This window comes from Chryseobacterium sp. BGARF1, assembly GCF_001677955.1.
Lineage (GTDB): Bacteria > Bacteroidota > Bacteroidia > Flavobacteriales > Weeksellaceae > Chryseobacterium.
The window spans coordinates 88,214-110,556 of record NZ_LELA01000073.1; the positions used below are offsets into that span (position 1 = coordinate 88,214).

At 34.5% G+C, this 22,343-nt stretch carries 18 protein-coding genes; 17 read left to right on the forward strand and 1 reads right to left on the reverse strand.

Going from position 1 to position 22,343, the window contains the following annotated elements:
- The first annotated feature begins 467 nt into the window (after window positions 1-467).
- A complete protein-coding gene (locus tag AB671_RS13995) occupies window positions 468-1,157 on the forward strand; it encodes an alpha/beta hydrolase (protein ID WP_066677813.1) in 690 nt (229 codons plus the stop codon).
- Window positions 1,158-1,474: 317 nt separating this feature from the next.
- On the opposite strand, the gene AB671_RS14000 is transcribed toward AB671_RS13995, so the two are convergent.
- Window positions 1,475-2,278: a DNA alkylation repair protein gene (locus AB671_RS14000; RefSeq protein WP_066677812.1), complete on the reverse strand. Its 804-nt coding sequence runs from the start codon at window positions 2,276-2,278 to the stop codon at window positions 1,475-1,477.
- 160 nt (window positions 2,279-2,438) lie between these two features.
- Between AB671_RS14000 and AB671_RS14005 the strand changes: the two genes are divergently transcribed.
- The 16 genes from AB671_RS14005 (at window position 2,439) to kdpB (ending at window position 22,253) form a co-directional block, all read left to right on the forward strand.
- Window positions 2,439-2,774: a winged helix-turn-helix transcriptional regulator gene (locus AB671_RS14005; RefSeq protein WP_066677809.1), complete on the forward strand. Its 336-nt coding sequence runs from the start codon at window positions 2,439-2,441 to the stop codon at window positions 2,772-2,774.
- Window positions 2,775-2,883: 109 nt separating this feature from the next.
- A complete protein-coding gene (locus tag AB671_RS14010; RefSeq protein WP_066677807.1) occupies window positions 2,884-3,069 on the forward strand; it encodes a hypothetical protein in 186 nt (61 codons plus the stop codon).
- Between the two features lie 119 nt (window positions 3,070-3,188).
- Window positions 3,189-3,575 carry a hypothetical protein gene (locus AB671_RS14015; RefSeq protein ID WP_066677805.1) on the forward strand — a complete coding sequence of 129 codons (387 nt, stop codon included), beginning with the start codon at window positions 3,189-3,191 and terminating at the stop codon, window positions 3,573-3,575.
- 327 nt (window positions 3,576-3,902) lie between these two features.
- Window positions 3,903-5,486 (forward strand): histidine kinase, encoded by a 1,584-nt coding sequence (locus AB671_RS14020; protein WP_066677803.1) that lies wholly within the window; start codon window positions 3,903-3,905, stop codon window positions 5,484-5,486.
- A 121-nt stretch (window positions 5,487-5,607) separates the two neighbouring features.
- Complete coding sequence (locus AB671_RS14025; RefSeq protein WP_228390928.1) at window positions 5,608-8,172, forward strand: zinc-dependent metalloprotease; 2,565 nt, start codon at window positions 5,608-5,610, stop codon at window positions 8,170-8,172.
- A 6-nt stretch (window positions 8,173-8,178) separates the two neighbouring features.
- Window positions 8,179-11,520, forward strand: coding sequence for a SusC/RagA family TonB-linked outer membrane protein (locus AB671_RS14030; RefSeq protein WP_066677799.1), 3,342 nt, complete (start codon window positions 8,179-8,181; stop codon window positions 11,518-11,520).
- An 11-nt stretch (window positions 11,521-11,531) separates the two neighbouring features.
- Complete coding sequence (locus AB671_RS14035; RefSeq protein WP_066677797.1) at window positions 11,532-12,851, forward strand: RagB/SusD family nutrient uptake outer membrane protein; 1,320 nt, start codon at window positions 11,532-11,534, stop codon at window positions 12,849-12,851.
- 80 nt (window positions 12,852-12,931) lie between these two features.
- Window positions 12,932-13,696, forward strand: coding sequence for a LytR/AlgR family response regulator transcription factor (locus AB671_RS14040; RefSeq protein ID WP_066677795.1), 765 nt, complete (start codon window positions 12,932-12,934; stop codon window positions 13,694-13,696).
- Window positions 13,697-14,105: 409 nt separating this feature from the next.
- Window positions 14,106-15,563: an OmpA family protein gene (locus tag AB671_RS14045; protein WP_066677793.1), complete on the forward strand. Its 1,458-nt coding sequence runs from the start codon at window positions 14,106-14,108 to the stop codon at window positions 15,561-15,563.
- A 177-nt stretch (window positions 15,564-15,740) separates the two neighbouring features.
- Window positions 15,741-17,093 (forward strand): sigma-54-dependent transcriptional regulator, encoded by a 1,353-nt coding sequence (locus AB671_RS14050; RefSeq protein ID WP_066677790.1) that lies wholly within the window; start codon window positions 15,741-15,743, stop codon window positions 17,091-17,093.
- A 159-nt stretch (window positions 17,094-17,252) separates the two neighbouring features.
- Window positions 17,253-17,612, forward strand: coding sequence for a hypothetical protein (locus AB671_RS14055; protein ID WP_066677788.1), 360 nt, complete (start codon window positions 17,253-17,255; stop codon window positions 17,610-17,612).
- Between the two features lie 62 nt (window positions 17,613-17,674).
- Window positions 17,675-17,815 carry a hypothetical protein gene (locus AB671_RS22485; protein ID WP_167494288.1) on the forward strand — a complete coding sequence of 47 codons (141 nt, stop codon included), beginning with the start codon at window positions 17,675-17,677 and terminating at the stop codon, window positions 17,813-17,815.
- 98 nt (window positions 17,816-17,913) lie between these two features.
- Window positions 17,914-18,294, forward strand: coding sequence for a hypothetical protein (locus tag AB671_RS14060; protein ID WP_066677786.1), 381 nt, complete (start codon window positions 17,914-17,916; stop codon window positions 18,292-18,294).
- Between the two features lie 3 nt (window positions 18,295-18,297).
- Window positions 18,298-18,375, forward strand: a complete 78-nt coding sequence (locus AB671_RS23065; protein ID WP_082987322.1) for a potassium-transporting ATPase subunit F — start codon at window positions 18,298-18,300, stop codon at window positions 18,373-18,375.
- Window positions 18,376-18,520: 145 nt separating this feature from the next.
- Window positions 18,521-20,209: a potassium-transporting ATPase subunit KdpA gene (gene kdpA, locus AB671_RS14065; protein WP_066677783.1), complete on the forward strand. Its 1,689-nt coding sequence runs from the start codon at window positions 18,521-18,523 to the stop codon at window positions 20,207-20,209.
- A gap of 34 nt (window positions 20,210-20,243) precedes the next feature.
- Entirely contained in the window at window positions 20,244-22,253 is a 2,010-nt protein-coding gene (gene kdpB / locus AB671_RS14070; RefSeq protein ID WP_066677781.1) for a potassium-transporting ATPase subunit KdpB, read from the forward strand.
- The last annotated feature ends 90 nt before the right edge of the window (window positions 22,254-22,343 follow it).

Sequence of the window (22,343 nt, forward strand, 5' to 3'; positions counted from 1 at the left end):
GGAAAAGCTTTATTGTCGAATGAATATATTTTCCATTTCCCTATGTTTTTTGTAACTAATTAATCTTTGATTTCAGAGAGCCTAAAATAAGAAAAAATGGAAAATATTATCAGATTGTCTTTTCTATTTTTGTAAATCTTTCACCACCAATTCAGCAATATCTTTAACAATTTGAGTAGGAGAGTTGCAGTCGCAATTGCTAAATCCTAAAACATAAATATCTTCACTTTAAATAATTACGTTGAAAATCAGACTCACATCTTATCTATGAGAAAATAAGGTAAAAATAATTTGGCTTTACTTTTTTATTTAATTTAGCTAAAATGTTGTTGAATAGTTTGATGATGTGATTAGAAATTCATTTTAAAACATCCTGACATTCATAAGATTAGATAAAACAAACCTGAATTAGAACTCAAACTAACAATATTAAACGAAGTTCTTACTAACCAACAAAATTTAATAAAATGGAAAACAAAGATTTGACTATTATTTTAGTTCACGGTGCTTGGGGGGATGGTTCGCATTGGAAAAGCGTTATTCCAAACCTTGTAAATGCGGGATACAAAGTTCGCGCAGTGCAAAATCCTTTAACTTCTTTAGCAGATGATGTTCAAAAAACCAAAGATTTAATTGAGGCTCAAGATGGCAAAGTTTTATTGGTTGGGCATTCTTATGGTGGTGCTGTTATTACTGCGGCAGGAAATCATGATAAAGTTGTTGGTTTAGTCTATGTGGCAGCTTTTGCTCCAGATCATGGAGAAAGTTTGGGCAGTTTGTTAGCAAAACGAGCTACTTCGGGTGGAGAAAGTATTGCGCCAGATAATAAAGGTTTTTTATGGATTAAGTATGATGAGTTTCAGCAAGCTTTTTGTCCTGACCTCAATGATAATGATGCGTTGGTAATGTCGTTGTCACAAAAAGCAATTAACGGGCAATGTTTCGGTGATGAAATGGAGAGTCCTTCTTGGAAAAATTTACCGGTTTGGTATCAGGTTTCTAATCAAGACAAGATGATACATCCTGACACACAACGAGAAATGAGCGCAAGAATGAATCCTAAAAAAGTAATTGAATTAGATGCGAGCCATGCTTCAATGGCAACTCATCCAGAAGAAATAGCTGAATTAATCAAAGAAGCTGCTTCAAGTTTATAAAATGTTTTTTTGCTCAAAATAAGTTTTTTTATCTAAAAGTTTAGAAATAAGTAGGTTAAAACAATTAACAATATATTTTTGGGCAGCTATTCCGCCCTCCGTTCCCAATCTTTTTTGCCTTCGTTTTTCCAGCAGCAAAAAAGGATTTCCACTCAGGTCGGGCTGCAATCATATTACGTTTCAGAATGTATGGTTTAATCATTATTAGTACTTAGAAACTTGTAGAGCAGATTTTTTTTAGCCTTAAAAACAACCTCTTTTAAAATTTTTAAAAGAGGTTGTTTTGTAAAAAATTTAGCAAAAGAAATAAACTTACACTACTTTTCAATAGTCCGCAATGCTTTTTTTATAATATAAGCTGTTTCTTTAGTTGGACTTCCGTTCTTCCATTGTTCACAAAGTGATTTTACAAACTCAGGCTGTGTTTTGCTTGCGTCGTTTAGCCAGTTTCCTACACTGTCTTGTACGTATTTTGATGTATCAGATTTCATAGGTTCTAAAATTGCCAAACCCAGTTCAGGATTTTGTTTCAATTCTTCAATATGTTCGCACCAAACGCCTCTTGGCCGTGTGGCTTCGCTTGCAAACCGTCTTATGTTTTCGTCTGTATGATTGATCCAACCGGATAATATTTCAATACTTTTTGCTAAATCTTTTGAAATATTGGACCTTATGGCTAGCCAGCAAATTTCTCTTACCCCAAAATGCTTATCAGCCGAAAAACGTTGAATCTGTTCAAGCTTTTGAGTGATATTTAATGCTTGATTTTTACCAATCGTGTAGGTTGCCCAACAACGAATTAAATCAGATGAATGATTCGTAATAATCGTCAATATTTCTTTGTCATTATGTTTTAAAGACTGTTCAAAAAGCCCTGTTCCAATTGCTTCGTTGATGGTATTTACCGTTTGCTTTTTCAGATTTTCAATTTCGGCTAGTAGGGGTTGTAAATATTGAGTTCTGTCAAATTGTTTTAATAAATTTTCCAACAAAAGCCGTTGGTCAACTGCTAACCATTCAACTAGATTTGCTGTTTCAATTTCTCCACAATTCAGTTGGTCTAAAATTTCCTGAGGAATATCTTTTGCAGATCGGGAACCTTTGCGTTTTATTTCTTTCATAAAAATGATAGCATTTCTTCACTAGTAATTTTTTATAAATAAAAATATAAAGAATGTATTTATATCCTTACGTTATGATTAATTTTGCAAATCTCTAAAAGTTTTTTTATATCGACAATACCGCATATTTTTAGCACATAGGGATAAAAAAGTCAATAATATGAAAACAGAGGGTCTCGCAGCAGAAAATAAAATTTGTCCATTGGAAATTGCTGTAAATTCAATCAGCGGAAAATGGAAAGTTCCTATCGTTTGGCAAATTAATGAAGGAAAAAAGCGACCAAGCGAATTTTTAAAAGGAATTGGCAAAGTAGACAGACGTGTTTTAAATAAACAGCTCAGTGAAATGATTGAAGATGGGATTTTAACAAAGAAAAGTTTCAACGAATTACCGCCAAGAGTAGAATATTCTTTAACTGAAATTGGAGAAAAATTAGTAGAAATTCTTTGGCAATTAAATGATTGGGGAAAGTTATTAATTCCAGAAAAAGAGTAATCTTTTTTTAGTGTTAAAATGTAATTTATTGCACCTTAAAGATTCAAATTCATTTTTCAAAATATTTCAGGCACATATCTTGATTTGTAGTGATTAAAATAAAATTATCATGAACATTAAAAGAATTTTCGGAACTATTCTTACCGTATTAGGAATTGTAGGTTTAATTTATACAGGATATGAATTAATTAATAAAAGTACCGCTTATACAACACTTGCCGTTGCAGGTATCATCGGACTTATTTTCTTTTTTTCCGGAATTAGCCTTGTGAAAAATACGAAAGATGAGAGTTAATTTTACATTGCTGATGTTTCAGTTTTATTGAATAAGAAAAAATGTAAAAAATAATAATTTAGCTTTCATAGAGGATTATGGCATGCTATCTGTTATACAATCCATAGCAAAATTAATATATGGAACAGATTTTTATCAAGGTAGCTTTTTGCCAAAAATGTAGCGGATATCATGCTTCAACCTACGCCGATTCGTCTCAAAAAAATAATCCGGAAATTGTAGATCACTATCTTTATCATGGTGAACCTTATTTCACTTTCAACCAGTCCAGTTTTAATAAAGCTGAACAACTTGAATGCACTGAAGTAAAAATTATTCAGCTAAAAGAGCATCAGAAAAATGACTTAAAATATTGCGGATGCAAGAAGAAGCCAAGAAAATTATCAACTATAACTCAAAGCGTAAGATTCTCGGAATCGTTTACACAAATGCCTAAATACGAAGAAGTTTCAGAAACTGAAATTTACTTTAGAGATGTTTACCGTTTGTCGTATAACTTTCATTAAAAATATTGATGATAGTACAATTTCATCACATAAAATAAAAGGAACTGAATAGTAGTCGGTTCCTTTTTCTTTTGGGCTTTCAGAGAAAATAATGCTTTTAATTGAGCAATTTTATGACTGAAAAGATTAGTTTAAACGTTTTAATTTTCAAAATTTGAATTAAAAATTTACTTTTATTGCTTAAAAAATTATGTATATTCGTTTCTTATTTCCGGGAAATTTCAATTAAAATTCCTTTACTTTTAAATAAAACAAATAGGTTATCGGCTATAATCATTATAGAATGATAGCTTTATTTTAAAGTAAACAATAATAAATCAGAAGGTTTTGAAGATTAATTTTAAACATGCACTCACACAACGATCTGTTTTTATAGCAGCTTTGTCAGTTTGTTTTATAGCAGCGGTTGCTTTTGCGGTGCTGAGCCTTCTTATTACTCACGACAGCCGAAAAAACAATGAAGAATTTGCCAGGAAAACTTTTTTGAGAAAATATGAAACGGTAGAAAAAGAGTTCAAGAATATCGAAGATTATCAATACCTGCTTCGTGCTTTGATTCAGAAAGATGGTCTGAAAAATTACAAAGATTACTCCTCGGTCTTAAATAGCTTAAACAAAAGACGCAAATTGGTTCCGTACAGTTGGTACTATTATTATAATGGTGCTTCTGGAGAATCTGGCAATAAAGATCTTTTATCGGATATTCTCAAAAAAGATGAAAAGGTAGAGAAGTATACTAAAATTAAAAATAAAGGTCCGGGTAACTTTAATAATTATATAATCAGTCATAACGATAGTATTTATTGGTTAAGCTACGATTCTTTAATACAGGCAAATAAAGATATGCTGTATTACGGTTCTGCGGTAAGTCTAGATAACCTTCATCAGTATTTTGCAACCATTGATCAATCTCCGAATACGTATACTTATGTTTTTTCAAAAGAAGGTATTTGCATTACACATCCTGATAAAAAATATTTAGGTAAAAATGTTTTTGACTTTACAGACATTAAACCACAGGATACGTTGAGCAGTAAAACACAATTGGGATATACGGAACGAAATACGATTTCCGAATACCTTGATGTAGAAGTTATCCGATTTATAAAACCTTTAAAAACTGATAATTTTGAAGGATATGCAGTGGTAAATTATGTAAGCTTCCTTATTGATGAGAGTGTAAATCAAACAAAAAGATATACCGTTTATATTTTTCTAGCGGCTTTGCTTCTTATTGTGACCGTATTTATTTTGTTTTACAGAGCGACCAATATGGCATTTCAGGAGAAAGAAAAAATACAGTCTGAAAAAAATCTGCTCCTTGTTGAGAATGAAAAAATGCATCGGGAAGAAGCATTAAACCAGCTTCAGCAGCTCAAAAATAATATCAACCCACATTTTCTTTTCAATTCATTGAATTCTCTTTACATGTTGATTGGGCTCAACAAAGAAAATGCTCAGAAGTTCACCATGAATCTTTCAAAGATTTACCGTTATCTTATTGTTCCACCGAAAGAAAATCTGGTTCCTGTCGCACAGGAGATCAGTTTTATCAAACAATATATGGATCTTTTAAAAAGTAGGTTCGACGAAGAAATTAGTTTTGAATTGATTATTAATGATGAAGAAAGTTTAGAAAAAAGAATTCCGTATTTATCCCTACAGTTGGTTACAGAGAATGCTATTAAGCATAATATTGCAACCATAGACAATCCTTTAGCCATTATTATTACCGTTGAAAAAGATGGAGTTATTGTGAAAAACAGCTGGCAACCCAAGACGGAAGACGTACAGAGTGAAAAGTTTGGTTTAGATTATTTAAATCAAATTTATCAATATTTTAAGAATAATAATCTAGATATTTCAATTAAGGATGGATATTTTATCTGTTTTCTTCCGTTAATGGATTAAGAGCTTAAAAATCCATTCACTCCGATAATTAGCCCTTTCACTCCCTGTTAATATAGATGTAGTTTTGTAGGTTATATTTTTGCCTACTGAAAACCTAGAGGGCATGAAATGTACTATTTTAATGAAGAATTACAGGCTTGCACTGTATTTGGGGCTTAGTTTAGCCTCTCCGGCAGCTTTTGCACAGAAAAAAGATACAGTAAAAACCGACAAAGAGAAATCTGCGAAAACAGATACTTCCTCAAAAAAAACCAAGAAAATTGATGAACTGATCAAAAAAGGAACTTATAAAAAAGGTCTTTTTAATACGATTCAGGTAAAAACAGATATTTATTTTGAAATTCCTGACAGTTTGATTGGACGCCAGTTTTTGGTCGTGAATAAATTATCGCAAGTTCCGATGCAGGTAAATGAAGCGGGATTAAATAAAGGAATGAATTATGAAAATAAGGTAATTTCTTTTCACCGTGATTATGTCGCCAAAAAGATTTGGGTTAAAACGGTAATTCCACAAGTGTCTTCTCCAAAAAATGATGTAATCACAAAATCTGTTAAAGATAATTTTTCAGAATCTGTGATTGAAGTTTTTGATATCGAAGCACAAAATACCGATTCTACTTCTGTAGCTATTAAAGTAAATAAAGTTTTTGACGGTAACCAAAAAAGTTTCAACGATGTTTTGGCAAATGTTGGCCTTGGAGGTTCTGTAAAATCAAACCTGTCTTATATTGAAAGCGTAAAAACATTCCCTCAAAACCTTGTTGTTAAATCTCAACTGACCACTTCAGTGAATGAAGGAGGTGTTGATTTGCCTGTAACACTTGGGGTGACCAGTAATATCGTGTTGCTTTCTAAAGTGCCGATGGATTCTAGAACTGATGATTCTAGAGTTGGTTTCTTCAGTGAAAAACATTGGGCTTTTAATGACCGTCAACAAAGAATGGATGAAAAACGTTTCATTACAAGATGGCGTTTAGAACCTAAAGAAGAAGACAAAGAAAAGTATCTGAGAGGAGAATTGGTAGAGCCTAAAAAGCCTATCATTTATTATATTGATCCTGCAACACCGATTCAATGGCGTGAAAAGATTATAGCAGGAGTTTATGATTGGCAGGTTGCTTTTGAAAAGGCAGGTTTTAAAAATGCCGTTATCGCAAAAATGCCGGATGAGAATGATAAAGATTTTGATATTGATGATGTAAGATATTCGGTAATTACCTATGCTGCTTCACCAAAATCTAATGCAATGGGACCTTCAGTGGTAGACCCAAGAAGTGGTGAGATCATTGAATCTGATATTATTTGGTGGCATAATGTAATGACCTCTCTTCAGGAATGGATGAGAATTCAGACCGGACCTATTGATCCAAAAGCGAGAGGAAATGTATTTAGTGATGAGCATATGGGTGAAGCAATTCGTTTTGTTTCTTCTCATGAAGTGGGGCATACATTTGGTTTAAAGCATAATATGGGTTCTTCATTTGCTTTCCCTGTAGAATCATTGCGTTCAAAAGAGTTTACAGATGAAATGGGAGGTACTGCACCTTCAATTATGGATTATGCACGTTATAATTATGTAGCGCAGCCTGAAGATGGTGTTACAGCAATTACTCCAAAAATAGGATTGTATGATAAATACGCTATTGAATGGGGGTATCGTTGGTACCCTGATGCCGTTTCTGAGAAAAAAGCATTAAGAAGTTTGATAGAAAAACATCAAGATGATCCTATCTATTTTTATGGTGAACAGCAGAGTTATTTGGAAACTATTGACCCTCGTTCGCAATCAGAAGATTTAGGTGATGATGCGATGAAAGCAAGTGAATATGGAATGAAAAACCTAAAGATTGTTATCGATAATCTTTTAAAATGGACTTATGAAGATGGGAAAAACTATACTGATGCTGGTAAGCTTTATTTAGGAGCTATAGGGCAGTGGGACCTGTATTCAGGGCACGTTATGGCTAATGTAGGAGGTATTTATTTAGACCATACCGTTTTTGGAAATAACAAAAAAGCTTATGAAGCGGTACCTGCAGAAACTCAGAAAAGAGCGGTTGATTATCTTATTAAAAACTCGATAAACCTTCCGGAGTGGTTATTTTTTAACCCAATCTCAGAGAAAACCTATCCTGTTAAAAATTCTCCGATGGGGCCTTTTGAGCAGACTCCTTACAACTTAGCAAGAGGAATGCAGTATGGTAATCTGTACTCTTTATTTATGGATGACCGTTTATTGAGAATGCTGGAAAATGAATTGAAACATCAGATTGCAGGTTCTAAGGAAGAAATTTATACTGTTGAGAATTTATTTGACCAGGTAAGAGGTTCAATTTTCAATAAAAAAGGAAGCTTGACGATTCTTGAAAAGATGACGCAGAAAAACTATGTGGATGCCCTGATTGTTTCAGTAAACAAATTATTTGAAAAAACGGCTGTAAAAGCAATCAAAACAGATAATACGCTGAATATCCCTACGATCTGTAATTTCCAGGAAGAAGCTCAAAGTCTTAGGAATATCAATTATTCATCTATGAAAAGAGTATCTGAGGTTACTACTTACAAAAGAGCAGAACTACAGAAGGTATTGAATTTATTGAACAAAAATAAAAACAAGGGAGATGATGCCTCTAAGGCTCATTATGCTGACTTAATCATCCGTATTAAAGAGGCTTTAAATAAATAATTAGTAATGAAAAAAGCATTTATACTTTTACCTCTTTTGGCGGCTCAGATTGCATTAGCCCAGGAAAAGAAAACAATTACCGGAAAAATTGACGACGGAGATACTTCCAGAGTAATTGCAGGTGCATCTATCAAAATAGAAACACAGTCTGTTTCTACAAAAACAAATCAGACCGGAATTATTGAAAGCGTTTCTATAGGTACAATCACAGATAAAAACGGAAATTATACTTTAGAAATCCCTGCAGATACAAAATCTGTAATGGTAAGTTATTTAGGATATGAACCAAAAATAATTCAGATTTACGAAGGACAAACTAGTTATAACATTACTTTGGTTCCTGTTGTAAGCACCGATATTCCTGAAAAAAACAATATTCAGGAAGTAATTATCACCGGATATCAGAAAATTGAAAAACGTAAGCAGACTTCAGCTGTTACTACAGTGAAGATGAACGATATTCAGCAAGCCGGTGTTGCCAGTGTAGACCAATTATTGGCTGGACAGATTGCCGGTGTTGCCGTTACGCCAGAAACAGGAGCTCCCGGAAGCCCTGCAAAAATCAGAATTCGTGGTACTGCTTCTCTTTCGGGGCCTCAAGATCCGCTTTGGGTAATTGATGGTCTTCCGTTGGAAGGAAATGATGTGCCTAATTTTAGTGATAAAGATAATATCGATCAGCTTCAGAATTTTTCTATTGCAGGATTAAACCCTAATGATATTGAAGATATTACCATATTAAAAGATGCTGCTGCTACAGCTATTTATGGAGCAAGAGCGGCGAATGGTGTAATTTCAATTACCACCAAAAAAGGAAAAAAAGGAAGTTTAAGAGTTAATTTCTCGGCAGATACTTTCATTACTGCACGTCCTGATTTTGGTAAACTTAATCTTTTAAACGCTTCTGAAAAAGTAGATTTAGAATTAATGCTTGCTAATCGTACCGACTTAACCTATCGTACCGACAAAGGGGAAGTGATGAGAATCTTAACTCAAAACGGACAGCTTGATGCCTATAGAAATGGTGGTTTAGGAGGTTTAAATCTAATAACACGTCAGCAAATTGACGGGTTAAGAAACAGCAATACAGACTGGGGAAAATTATTGTATCAAAATGCAATCAATAAACAGTATGGAGTAAGTATTTCGGGAGGTAGCGACCATTCAGATTATTATTTCTCTTTAGGATATTATGATGAACAGGGAACAACGATTGGGACAGGTTTCGAACGTTATAATTTAACGCTAAAAAACAATTATAAAATAAATGATAAACTTAATTTTGGAGTGTCAGTTTTTGGGACTCAAAGTGAGAGAACATCATTTGTTACAGATGCAGATGCGTCTATCAGCCCGATCAATTATTCAAGAAATGCCAATCCTTATCTGAGCCCTTACAACGCAGACGGAAGCTACAGATATGATCAGGATATTGATGGTTTTGAAAACAGATATATTCCTTTCAACTTTTTAGAAGAAAGAGAAAATACAAGTTATACACTGAAAAATCAGTCATTAAAAGCTATTTTCGATTTAGATTATAAATTAGCAAAAGGCCTGAAACTGACTTCACAGCTAGGTGTTCAGTATGACGGTAATAAGACGGAAAAATTTGCAGCCGAGAATACCTACTTTACCAGAAAGATGAAAGAAGGAACGCGTTATTACAAAGATGGTGCATACCGTTACTTTTTACCGGATGGTGGCGTAAAACAAAACTGGGATAATAATTTCTTCCAATACAACTGGAAATTACAGGGAAGCTACAGCACAAAAATTAATTCGGTACACGAGATTGATTTGATGGCGGGAACTGAACTTCGTAAAACTGAAGATAACACAACCGTTACAAGAGCTTTCGGATATGATTCTGTAACAAGAAGAGCTACGGCGATTGTTTTCCCAAGCTCTGGTTTTGCAGCGGAAAGAAAGTATGAGACTTACAGAGAAATGCCTCCAATCGAGAATGCGTATGCTTCAATGTTTGCAACGGCATCTTATACTTATGATCAGAAATATACCTTCTTCGGTAGTGTGAGATATGACGGAACCAATTTATTCGGAGTTAATAAAAAGTACAAATACCTTCCGATATGGGCGGTTTCTGGCTCTTGGTTGGTGTCGAAAGAGAATTTCATGAAAGATATTTCAGCTATTTCTAACTTTAGATTGAGAGCTTCTTACGGTTTACAAGGGAACATTGACCGTAATACCTCACCGTTCTTTATTGGTGAATACAGCGATTCGACCATTCTTCCGGGCGGAAAAGAGAATATTATTAACGTAATCAGTCCTCCAAACGATAAACTTCGTTGGGAAAAGACAACCAATGTGAATGTTGGGCTTGATCTAGGTTTATTAAACAATCGTATCAACCTTACCGCTGATGTTTACAACAGAAAAGGAACCGATATGATCAGTATGAAAGAAACTCCGCTTGAAACCGGATTTGAATATACGATGATGAACTGGGGAAGCTTAACCAACAAGGGATTTGAATTGGCGGTATCAACTAAAAATATCAACAAAGATAATTTCAAGTGGTCTACAACAATCAACTTTGCACATAACAAAAGTAATGTATTGAGCGAGCAGCCTCGTGACAACGCATTGCTTCCTTCAAGAGAAGGTCTTCCGGTAAACGCTGTTTTTGCATTGAAAACTGCAGGAATGGATGAAAACGGAAACCCAATGTTCTGGAAAGGAAATGAAAAAGTAAAAATCGAAGATTTCTTTGCATTGTATGATGTGTATGCAGATTTTCTTCCTGGTCAATTGGTAGATTCTAAGCTTTCAAATGCAGAACTGAGAAGTCTTTTCACCTATGTTGGCGACAGAGATCCGAAGTTTACAGGAGGTATTATCAACACCTTTAAAATAAGTAATTTCGATTTTACTGTTTCAGCTACTTTTAACCTGAAACAAACAGTAATGCAAACACCTTCTTATCGTGGAATGGAGCTGGACAGAGGAAGAAATTACACCAAAGATATTTACAATGCAGGTGGTTCACTTCCGGGAATTACAAGTCCGGATATGGAAACCAATCCTGGTTGGATGGGTAATAAATGGCTTTCTGATAACCGTTCTAATGCGTACAGCCTTCTTGATATCTGGGCAAAAGAGATCAGTTATTTAAGGATCAGCAGCATTCGTTTAGGATATACATTACCTAAAGAATTTACAAGTCCGATGGGAATCAGTGCTTTGAGACTAAGTGTAGAAGGGCGTAACTTATTTGTATTCAGTAATGGATATAAAGGATATTTCGACCCCGAAACGTATGGTAATATTTATGCACAACCTATCACAAAATCGGTGACAGTAGGATTTAATGTTTCTTTTTAAAATTTAAAAACATGAGAAAAATTACAACATTCATTGCGGTTGCAGTACTAAGTTTTTCCAGTATAGGATGCGATCGTTTTTTAGATATACAGCCGGAAGGGAAGATTATTCCTGTTACTGCTGAAGATTACCGTAAAGTATTGACTTCTGCGTATTCAAAATACCCTATTCACAAATCTTTGGTAGCACTTCGTACAGACGAGCTTAATATAGATGAAAATACAAGTGATTTTATCGCTTACCGTGAAATTGCGATGTGGAAAGACAGCAACAACGATCAATCAACGATTGAGTTTCCTTGGGTAAGTTTTTATTCGGTGGTTTTCTATCTAAATCAAATCATCAACGAAGGAAGCAAAACAATGACCGATTCTCCTGAAAAACAGCAGATTTTGGCAGAAGCTTATGCACTTCGTGCGTATGTATATTTTGATATGGTCAATTTATACGGTAAACCATATAATGCAGCGACAGCGTCTCAGGATAGAGGAGTTCCTATTAATTTAGAAATCGATCTTGAGCAGGTTTTAAAACCGTCAAGCGTTCAGGAAGTTTATGATCAGGTGCATGCAGATATTAAAAAAGCAGAACAGATGATGATTGAGCAGAAGCAGACTTCGCCAATCAACTATAGATTTTCTAAAGTTTCGTTATTGGCTTTTCAGGCAAAAACAGCTCTCTATCAAGGAGATTGGAACAAAGCTTTAGATTATGCAAATCAGGCAATGGCAATTAAAGGAGAGTTGAGTAATTTAAATACTTCTAGTCAGGCTCCTAATCATTTTACTTCAGTAGAATCTATCATGGCTTTAGATAATGCTTTCAACAGTGCAGTACAGAATATATCGTATGCTTCTGCAGATCTTCTTGCAAAATACAATACAGCTACTGACAAAAGATTTGGAATTTATTTCCAAAAAAATGGCAGCAAATATAAAATCATCAAAGGGGGAAGTTCAGACTTCAGAGTTTCTTTCAGAACAGCAGAATTATATTTCATAAAATCTGAAGCTTTGGTAAAATTAAACAGATTAGATGAAGCTAAAGAAGCGTTGCTTAAAGTTTTGAAAAACAGATACACTCCAACCGGATTTACAGCTATTCAAACTGATGTTAATGCAATGAATACAACAGTTTTCATGAACTTTATAATGGATGAGAGATCTAGAGAATTCGCTTTGGAAGGGCAGCGTTGGTTTGATTTAAGACGATCAGATCAGAAAAAAATCATTCATAATATTAACGGACAGGAATATATTCTTCAGCAAAATGACGTAAGGTACACGATAGAGTTCCCGAAAAGTGCTAAAAAGAACAATCCGTACTTATAAAAATTTAACATTCATATTAACAACCCCGAAACCGCTTGAACTTAATTGTTTTAGCGGTTTTTTTGTATTTTTGCAATGTTATGAAAATTGCGATCATAGAAGATGAGTTATTGGCGGTTAATTATCTGAAAGACCTTTTAGATAAGCAAACCATCGTGCCTGTTACCGAGATGGTGATTCTTCGTTCAAAAAAACAGGCGATTGATTTTTTCAGAAATGATTCTGCAGACCTCATCTTTATGGATATTCACCTTGGTGATGGCATGAGTCTCGAAATTTTTGAGCAGGTAGAGCTTTTTACACCCATTATTTTTATCACCGCTTTTGATGAGTATGCAATGCAGGTTTTCAAACATTTTACCATAGATTATCTCCTTAAACCTTTTGAAGAAGAAGATCTACATAAAGCTTTGCAAAAATTTATATCGATAAGAGGTAATTTTAATTCAGAACCTATACTGAAGTCTATGTCTGCATTATATAAGTCTAATGATACTGAAAAGATGAAGCACTTTATAGTAACAGACGGTAATAAAATCAAATCTGTGCCAGAGGAGGATACGGCTTATTTTTTTGCATCCGGGAAATATCTTTTTTTAACTACGACAGATAATCATACTTATATTTATGATGATACCATAAAAGATATCATCTATAAATTAACTCCCAAACTATTTTTTAAGATCAACCGCAAGTTTATTATTAATAAAATGGCGATTGTTGAAATCATTAAACATTCTAGCCAAAAGATTGAATTAAAACTTTCTCCTGCGCCTGAAATTAATTCGGATGTATTTGTCAGCAAAAGACAAATTGCAGATTTCTTGAAGTGGATGACAAATTAGTCTTAAAAGAGGTAGTTTTTTTACGACAACAATATGTAAAACCATGATCTGATTTAAAGTTTTACAACATTATTTATATCTACTATTTTATCCGTAATTAGGCTTTTATCCGTGCCAAAAATTGATAATTTTAAATTATAATAATTCTTCTAAATTTTTGGTTAAAAAAGCGATTTTCTTAATTTGTTTTTAAAATAAATTAGAATTTTAAGTTTACTAGCGATCAGTTGTTTACGAATTAAATGACAAATTACAGTACATCAATTTTCTTTTTTGGTACAGTAATTGGAAGTAAGATAGCACAGCTGAAACCCGCACTGGCAAGTGCATTGGGAAAATGGATAAGTTTTTAAGGGTGAATTAATCCCTACACTTATCGTCCTTTTTTAAAAATAAATTAAAATTTTATATGAAATCAAAATTAGCAATTTTGTCGCTTGCGATAGCGGTACCCTCGTGTGTCTTTGCACAAGATTCAATTAAGGTAAATGACAACGGAAAATATCCGAATACTTTTTCTTCAGGTTCTGCTAATGTACAGCCTTTTACCCAATCTGCAAAGAGATTTAATGACTGGTCGATTTCATTCGGAGCAGGAGTTCCATTAATGCAATATGCAGATCTTACATCACTAAAGTTCGGTGAAGGAGCAGGAAAAAGTTTGGTAGGATACTCTGCTTATTTAAGTGTTGATAAAGCCATTACTCACACATTCGGATTGAAGTTACAATATGACCGCGGAGAAACTCGTCAAGGCGCTTTCAATACAAGAGATGCAGCACCGGCAAACGCATCTGTAAAAGGGCAGTACGGAGGAAGAACTCAGTATGATGCAATCTCAGTTTTGGGGGATATCAATTTCTCTAATCTTTTTAGAAGAGTGGATAATACATCTCCATACAGATGGGCATTGCACGGATATGCTGGTGTAGGAACTATAGGATATAGAGCTTATTTAAAAGATGAGCAAGGACAACGTTTGGTAACAGAGGTTACGCCAATTAAAGATGGTCTTTCGTTTTTTGCACAGGGTGGTGCTGGATTGAAATATAAGCTCAACAGAAGATTGGATTTGGAAGGAAGAGTGATGTATATAGTTACTACAGACGATAGTTTTGATGGTGGAGACAGAGTGGTGAATAAGATTAAAGATAATAATTCGGATAATTTTATCAATGCTACCCTTGGTCTTTCATTAAAGTTAGGAAAACATGATTCTCACTTGATGTGGCACGATCCTATGCAGGAAGTTTATTCCAGAACTGAGGTTTTAGAATCAAAAATTAATGACCTTGAGGCTTGTAAAGCTGGCGATGCAGATAATGATGGTGTTTGTGATGACTGGGACAGACAATTAGATACTCCTGCAGGAGCAAGGGTCGACGGATCTGGTGTAGCCCTTGATGTTGATTTAGACGGAGTAATTGATCTATACGACAAATGTGTAACGGTTCCGGGGCCTGTAGAAAATAACGGTTGCCCGGTTACAACTCAAGAAACAGGTGTTGTTGCAGAATCTGAAACAAAATTGGATGGAATTGAGTTTGAACTTAATTCAGATAAAATTTTATCAAACAATACTCCAATCCTTAATAATGCCGTAGGTTATATCAATTCTTCAAATGCTTCTTACACTGTTGTAGGGGCTACAGATGCAAGAGGAACTGATACATACAATAAAAATCTATCTCAAAAAAGAGCAAATAATGTAAAGCAGTATTTGATCAAAAACGGAGTAGAATCAAACAAACTTGATGCACAAGGAAATGGAAAAACAGATTTGAAATATCCTGAGTGTGACCCAGCTTCAAAATGTCCTGAATGGAAAAACAAAGCAAATAGAAGAGTGTATTTTAAAGCAAAATAAAAATAATAGCTTCTTTTACCAGAGACTGTCATATAATGGCAGTCTTTTTTTATGGAAACAATTGAAGGCATTACTTACCATAAAAAATGATATCACTATGTACATTTTTAATTTGAAAGAAATATTTAATCAATAAGTGAATTTTAGTTATAATTTTGAAGCTTATAATTTACACGATTGAATACTATTTTAATTATCGACGATGAAGCCAAAATAAGATCGCTTCTGTCACGCATCATCAGTCTTGAAGGGTTTGAAGTTTTCGAAGCCAGTAATCTGAAAAGCGGTTTAAAAAAACTTGAAACTTCAGAAATTGACATTGTGATTTGTGATGTGAAACTTCCCGATGGAAATGGTGTGGAATTTTCTCGAACGGTTAAAGAGAGATTTGCTACCGTTGAAATTATTTTGCTAACGGCATTTGGGAATATTCCCGATGGCGTTCTAGCGATTAAAAATGGTGCTTTCGATTATATTACAAAAGGAGACGACAATACCCGAATTCTCCCGTTAATTTATAAAGCATCCGAAAAGGTAGCACTTAATAAGAGGGTTTTGCATCTTGAAAAACAACTCAATAGAAAACAATCTTTTGACAGCATTATCGGTAAATCATCAATAATTATTTCGACTATTAATTCGGCTCAAAAAGTAGCAGCAACAGATGCAACGGTGCTTTTAACTGGTGAAACCGGAACCGGAAAAGAAGTTTTTGCTCAGGCAATTCATCATGCAAGCAAGAGAAATAAAAATAATTTTATCGCCATCAACTGTTCGGCTTTTGGAAAAGATTTGTTGGAAAACGAATTGTTTGGTCACAAAGCAGGTGCTTTTACAGGCGCTTTGAAAGACAGCAAAGGTATTTTTGAGGAAGCCAACCAGGGAACGGTTTTTCTGGATGAAATAGGTGAAATGCCGTTAGATCTTCAGGCAAAATTATTGCGTGTTTTAGAATCCGGAGAGTTTCTGAAAGTAGGAGACAGCAAACCTACAAAAACCGATGTAAGAATTATTGCAGCTACCAACAGAAATCTGGAAACTGAAATCGAAAAAGGAAGTTTCCGTGAAGATTTATATTACAGAATCAATATTTTTCAAATAAAGCTTCCTTCATTGCGGGAAAGAGTTGCAGATATTGAATTGCTGGTTAAATTTTTTCTGAAAAGCTTTTCACTTAAAACAGGGAAAAACATAACTTCGGTTTCTCCCGATTATTTAAAAGCATTAAAAAACCATCCGTGGAAAGGAAATATTCGTGAACTTCGAAATGTCATCGAACGAAGTGTTATTCTTACAGATTCCCCCGAAATAGGAATAGAAAGTCTTCCAATAGACATTTCGGTATACAGCAGTGATAAAGATTCTCCACAGACAAAAATAATGTCTGCTTTTTCTATGGCAAGTGCCGAGAAAATGCAGATACAGAAAGTTCTTAATCATACCAAAGGCAATAAAGCCGAAGCAGCCCGATTACTCGAAATTGGCATTGCAACCTTGTACAGAAAAGTAGAAGAGTATAAAATTTCGTAAAAAATAGTTCCATTCTGATAACGACCCTATCATTTTGATAGGGTTTTTTGTGTTTTGTAAATTATTGGTTTTGTTTTAATTTATTGTTGTTCAGTCTGTTGTGTTTTTATTTCCATCAAAGGAATAAATCTTGGCATAAGTATTCAAAACAATCTAAAAATGAATCATACAGATGCCGTAAGAGAAATCATAAAATTGATTCCTGAATCTCAGGAAGAGTTTAAAGATTCTTACAAAACAAAAACACCGTTTATGGTAATCAGTGTTTTCACCAAGCAAATCAAAAAACTGATAAAAAATCATGATCAGAAAATTCTGATGAAATCAATCACCAAGATGAATTTGCTTTACAGCAAAGGAGATCAGGCTTTAAAAAACGCTATCGAAAACATTTTTGTTTACTCTTTAGACAGTCTTACGTTTTGCTGCGAACCCTCATATAAAGATTTAATTTTCGCAAAAATGTCACCGACTCTGCAAAACAACTATCTATGTCAGGTTTATAAATCAGGAATTTAAAAATTTAAAAGATATGACCTGACTATTCTGGATGATCTTTAAAAAACAATAAAAATTTAGATATGAAATCAAAAATCAGAAAAATAGGAGACTGGAAACTTTTAAAGTCTACTCGTGAAAAACATAATCTTGAAATCATTACCATCAATATTGCAGTAATCCTTGGAGTTTTTGTGGCCGCTGCGATTTTACAGGTAAACTAAAATAAATAAAAAAATGACAACAATTATTCTATTAATTACAGCAGTTGTGTTGTTCGTTTTGTTTTACCGTCTCGTTGAATATTTCGACAAAATTTAAAATGTTGAATAAAATAAACAGATTTACCGCTGTAGAATATCTGAAAGTATTTTTTCCGGCGGTTCGAAAAGAGATTGTAACGCTTTCTGAGCAAAACAATTTTCCGGGAGTAGTGCAGGTTGCAGTAGATAATATTAAAGTTCTTACAGAAAAATCAAACGTACAGAAGATTAATATTTCAATTAAAAGAATGTACTGGATTTACAAAAACGGAAATTCCTACATCAGATACATTATAGAAAATCTTTTTGTACGCTCATTCGGAAATCTTAGAAAAAATCTGAAACCGCAACAATGGAAATTTCTCTATCAGGAAATTCCAAAAGATTTTAGAAATGTGTATAGCGAACAAACAAAAAAAGATCAAAACTTAAAATTTTAAAAAATGACCATTCTATTTATTATTTCAATAGCCATATTCATTTATATCTGCTATGTACTTGTAAAACCTGAAAAATTTTAAAAATAATTTAATAAGCAAATGAACCGCAAGATTATACATCAAATAAAAGAGTGGGGAATTCTGATTTTTTGGATCAGCTTCGTTATTGCTTTTTTATACTTGGTGATTTCCGTAAAAGAATTTGCATTAATTCATTAAAGAAACTATGAACACTGAAATCTTAGGCGTTGTAGCGATGTTTTTAATAACATTACTATTAGCGATACCTTTTGGAAAGTATATTTCAAAAGTCTACACAGGAGAAAAAACCTTTCTTGATCCTGTTTTCAAACCTGTAGAAAGGTTTTTCTATAAAATATCAGGAATTAATCCTGATCATGAAATGAATTGGAAGCAACATTTAGTAGCACTCTTAACCATCAATTTCTTATGGTTTTTTATGAGCATGCTGATTTTGATGAATATGAGCTGGCTTCCGCTCAATCCCGACGGAAATCCGGATATGTCGCCGGATCTAGCCTTCAATACAACAATTTCTTTCTTAGTCAACTGTAATTTGCAGCATTATTCTGGAGAAACAGGAATGAGTTATTTAGGACAGATCTGGTTGATGTTTCTTCAATTTGTTTCCGCAGCAACAGGAATGGCGGCCTCAATAGTTATTTTTAAAGCTTTCAGAGAAAGATCCACTACAAAGCTTGGAAATTTTTACGACTTTTTACTTAAATCTACGACCAGAATTTTACTACCTCTTTCATTTCTAATGGGGGCAGTAATGGTATTTCAGGGAATGCCGATGACTTTCAGCGGAAAAGATAAAATGATTACGCTAGAAGGTAAAAATGTAGAGGTTTCTACAGGACCAGTTGCAGCATTTGTTCCTATAAAACATGTTGGAACCAATGGTGGAGGTTTTTTTGGAGCTAATGGAGCTCATCCTTTAGAAAACCCAACCTACTTTACGAATATGGTTGAAATGTTTGCTCAATTTATCATTCCGATGGCGATGGTTTTTGCATTCGGACATTTTATCCGAAGAAAGAAATTTGGATATATGATTTTTGGGGTCATGACCGTAGGATTTCTTTTATTGGCTGTACCAACGGTTATTATGGAGATGAATGGTAATCCTGCCATCAGTCAAATGGGAATTGAACAGTCACTCGGTGCAATGGAAGGTAAAGAAATTCGTTTCGGATCGGCAGCTTCAGGTTTTTGGAGTATTGTAACTACGGTTATTTCTACAGGATCTATTAATTCAATGCATGACAGCGCAATGCCGCTTTCAGGAATGACCCAAATGCTTGCAATGATGGTCAACGCTTTCTATGGCGGCGATGGCGCAGGTATTCTGAATATCTTCATCTATATTATTCTTGCAGTTTTTATCAGTGGATTGATGGTTGGTCGTACTCCCGAATTTATGGGCAAAAAGATTGAAGCCCGTGAAATGAAAATTGCAATGATTGTAGCATTATTTCATCCATTTTTAATTCTTGTTGGAACTGCAATAGCTACTTATTTTCCTGAAGTTGGAACTTCTACACTCAATAATCCCGGATTCCATGGTTTCAGCGAAGTATTGTATGAATATACATCTTCTGCAGCCAATAACGGAAGTGGTTTTGAAGGCTTAGGTGATAATAACCTTTTCTGGAATATTTCTACAGGAATTGTTTTGTTGCTCGGTCGTTTCTTACCGATTATAGGTCCGGTAGCAATTGCAGGATTATTAGCTCAGAAAAAATATATTCCGGAAGGTGAAGGAACTTTAAAAACAGATACTTCAACATTTGGACTCATGACTTTTGCCGTGATTGCCATTATTGCAGCCCTGTCTTTCTTCCCAGCATTGGCTTTAGGACCGATTGCAGAATATTTTTCGATGAAATAAAATTCAGATAAAATTTAAAATAACAGAAATTAAAATGACTCAAAATAAATCTTTGTTTCAAAAAGAATTGGTTCAGGAAGCATTGAAGCAGTCTTTTGTGAAACTGAATCCTAAACTGATGTTTAAAAATCCTGTCATGTTTCTCGTATGGCTCGGTACATTGGTGATGTTTTTCGTAAGCATCTGGACTTTGACAGGAGAGAAATCTCAGGGAAGTTTTGCATATAATTTTACGGTTTTCATCATTCTTCTCCTCACCGTTCTGTTCGGAAACTTTGCTGAAGCAATTGCCGAAGCAAGAGGAAAAGCTCAGGCAGACAGTCTTCGTAAAACCAGAGAAGAAACACCTGCAAAACTTCAAAATGGCGAAACTATTTCTTCATCTAAATTACAGAAAGGTGATGTTTTTGTTTGTGAAGCCGGAGACATTATTCCTTCAGACGGAGAGATCATTGAAGGTCTTGCCACAATTGATGAAAGTGCGATTACCGGCGAATCCGCTCCTGTGATCCGTGAATCGGGTGGTGATAAAAGTTCTGTGACAGGAGGAACAAAAGTTTTGTCCGACAAAATTGTGGTACAGGTAACTACACAGCCGGGAGAAAGCTTTTTAGATAAAATGATTGCTTTGGTAGAAGGTGCTTCAAGACAGAAAACGCCGAACGAAATTGCATTGACCATTTTACTGGCAGGTTTTACATTGGTGTTTATCATTGTTTGCGTAACGTTAAAACCGTTTGCTGATTATTCTAATGTCACGATTACCATTGCATCATTTATCTCACTTTTTGTGTGTCTGATTCCTACTACAATTGGCGGATTATTATCTGCGATCGGTATTGCCGGAATGGATAGAGCATTACGAGCTAATGTGATTACAAAAAGTGGTAGAGCAGTAGAAACAGCCGGAGATATCGACGTTTTACTTTTAGATAAAACCGGGACAATTACCATCGGAAACCGTAAAGCAACAAGTTTTTATCCTGCTAACCAAGTTGATGAAATACAATTGATAAAAGCAGCGGTTTTAAGTTCAATGGCGGATGAAACTCCGGAAGGAAAATCGATTATTGAATTGGCAGGAATCAATCCTTTAAGCTACGAAATAAATAACCCTCAATTTATCAAATTTACGGCAGAAACCAGAAGCTCAGGAATTGATTTTGATGAAACCCGCATTCGAAAAGGAGCTACGGATGCCATCAGAAAAATATCTGAAGCAGCTGGAAACACTTTCCCACAAGAAATAGATTTAAAGGTTAAAGAAATTTCTCAAAATGGTGGAACGCCATTGGTGGTTTCAGAAAATGAAAAAGTTTTGGGAGTTATTGAACTTCAGGATATTATTAAACCCGGAATCAGTGAACGTTTTGACCGTCTAAGAAAAATGGGTATTAAAACCGTAATGGTTACCGGAGATAACCCGCTTACCGCAAAATTTATCGCAGAAAAAGCAGGAGTAGATGATTTTATCGCAGAAGCAAAACCTGAAGATAAGATGAATTACATCAAAAAAGAACAAACTGAAGGTCGCCTGGTTGCGATGATGGGAGACGGTACCAATGATGCTCCCGCTTTAGCTCAGGCAGATGTGGGTGTTGCAATGAACAGTGGAACTCAGGCTGCAAAAGAAGCCGGAAATATGGTTGACCTTGATAATGATCCGACAAAATTAATTGAAGTTGTAGAAATTGGTAAACAATTGCTGATGACGAGAGGAACATTAACAACATTCAGTATTGCCAATGACGTTGCCAAATATTTTGCGATTATTCCGGCATTATTTATCACAGCAATTCCTGCATTACAAGGTTTAAATATTATGAATCTTCACAGCCCGGAAAGTGCAATTTTATCTGCGGTAATCTTCAATGCGATTATCATTCCGATATTGATTCCATTGGCATTAAAAGGAGTGGCGTATAAGCCTATTGGCGCATCGGCTTTGTTACGACGTAATCTATTCATCTTCGGATTGGGTGGTGTGGTAATTCCATTTATCGGTATTAAAATTATAGACATCATCGTTTCCTTATTTTTCTAAATATCTAACTGGCTTGGCAAGGAGAAGATTTATTATCTTATCATACTTTTCGTCCTTTTAACAATCTCATTTCTTCTTGCCATTTGCCTT